This is a genomic window from Dietzia sp. B44 (genome assembly GCF_014145245.1).
GTDB classification, from domain to species: Bacteria; Actinomycetota; Actinomycetes; order Mycobacteriales; family Mycobacteriaceae; genus Dietzia; species Dietzia natronolimnaea.
In genome coordinates, this window is the sequence record NZ_JAALEF010000446.1 from 1 (window position 1) to 2,037 (window position 2,037).

1 protein-coding gene is annotated in these 2,037 nt (G+C 73.6%); it reads right to left on the reverse strand.

Annotation, left to right across the window (positions count from 1 at the left end):
* Positions 1-26: 26 nt before the first annotated feature.
* Positions 27-2,037: carboxylate--amine ligase/circularly permuted type 2 ATP-grasp protein (locus G6017_RS13810; protein ID WP_182617851.1), on the reverse strand; the 2,011-nt coding region annotated here is incomplete at its 5' end.

The following is a 2,037-nucleotide window of genomic DNA, read 5'->3' on the forward strand; positions in this document are numbered from 1 at the left end:
GCACCCGCGGCGGGGGGCGCCCGGGGTCAGCGCATGATCCACGTGTCCTTGCCGCCACCCCCGCGGGAGGAGTTGACGATCAGCGACCCGGCGGGGGCCACCCGGGTGAGGCCGGCCGGGACCGCGTGGGCCGTCGTCCGGCCTCCCTCGCGCCTCAGGTGGGCGAAGGCGCGCAGGTCGACGTGCCGCCTCTGCATGCGGGTGCCGTCGAAGGTCGGGAGCGTCGACAGGGCCACCACCTCCTGGGCGATGAAGCCCTCGGGCCGGGTGAGCAGCTCCTCGCGTCGTGCGGCCAACTCCGCCTCGGAGCACTCGGGCCCGATGGTGATCCCCAGCCCGCCGTAGCCGTCGATCGGCTTGACCACCAACTCCCCCAGCCGGTCCAGCACGAGGTCGCGTTGGGTGCGGTCCGCGCACAGGTAGGTCGGCACCTGCTCGAGGACCGGGGCCTCCCCCAGGTAGAAGTCGATCATCGCGGGCACGGAGGCGTACACGGCCTTGTCGTCCGCCACCCCGTTCCCGAGGGCGTTGGCCACCGTCAGCCGCCCCCCGGCGAGGGCGTCCAGCAGGCCGTCCCGCAGCGGCTCGCCGTCGAGTCCGGGGGAGCTGAGCAGCATGTCCTCGTCGATCCGCGCGTACACCACGTCCACCCGCTGGAGCCCGTCGCGGGTCCTGCGGTGCAGGATCCCGTCCCGGAAGACGACCTCGTCAGGGGTGACGAGTGGCAGGCCGGCCCGGTCGGCGATGAGGCGGTGCTCGAACCACGCCGAGTCCGCCGAACCGGAGGACATCACCACCACGTTCGGGGTGTCGCCCGCCGCCGGCGGTGCCGCCGCCACGAGGGTCTCCCGGATCATGGGGAAGGCCTGGTCGGGAGAGTGGAGATCGAACTCGTCGACCAGGTCGCCGAACAACGCCGACGTCATCTCGCGGTGGGCGGTGGAGAAGGCGACACCGGACGGCACGCGGACGTTGTCCTCGAGGACCAGCCACCGACCGTCGTCCGCGCACACCAGGTCGATCCCGCAGATGTGCGCCCGGATCCGGTCCGCCCCCAGCGCCCGCCCGGTACTCCCGCGGAACCCCGGTGCCCGATCGAGGGCCTCGGGGGCGAGGTGCCCGGCGGCGAGGAACTCCTGCTCGCCGTAGACGTCGTCCAGGAACGCGTCGAGGGCGCGGGCGCGCTGCTCGATCCCGGCCGCGAGCCGCGACCAGGTCTCCGAGGTGATGATCCGGGGGACGAAGTCCATCGGGAACGCGTGGGGACGCTCCTGGCCCGTGACCCGGAAGGTGACCCCGGCGACCGAGGCCTCCTGCTCGGCCCGCACCTGCCGCGCCCGGAGCCTGACGGTCCCGATCCGCTGCAGCGCCGTCAGGACGGGATCGTACGGGGCCCGCGGCCGCCCACCGGCCTCGACCGCCTCGTCCCAGCTCGGGTCCTCGTCCAGGCCCTCGATCGGGAGGTAGACACCGAACAGTCGCGAGTGCGCGTCCGGGACGGGCGAACGGGAGCCGCTGGTACCGCCGGTCTCCACCACCAGCAGGTCCACGACGTCCTGGACGTGGGCCCGGCGGCGCAGGGTCTGCCGCTGACGGAACGCGCTGCTGCCGTTGTAGAGCGCGTCCTCGACCAGCGCGCGCACCGTGTCCAGGTCCCCCGTGCCGTCCAGCTGCTCGGCCAGGGAGTCGACCAGGTCGGTGATGACGTCGGCCGCCGGACGGGGGCGGAAGGTGACCGGGTCGACCAGGGCGCCCTCGAGACCGGATCTCGCGGCGCGCCACAACGCGGCCCGGAGCCTGGTCTCCACGGGTGCGGACGGCTCCGAACCCCGCGCCAGGGCCTCGGCCTCGCGCTCGACCAGCGCCCGGAACAGGGTGGCCACGAGGGCAGTGGCGTCGACGGAGGGGCACGCGTCGCACACCAGGATCTCCACCGACCGCCCGTCCGCGCCGGGTTGGATCCCGAAGCCGACCATCGAGGCGTCGGTGATCACCCCGCTGCCGACGAGGTCGTCGACGAGTGCGTGGTAGTCGTGC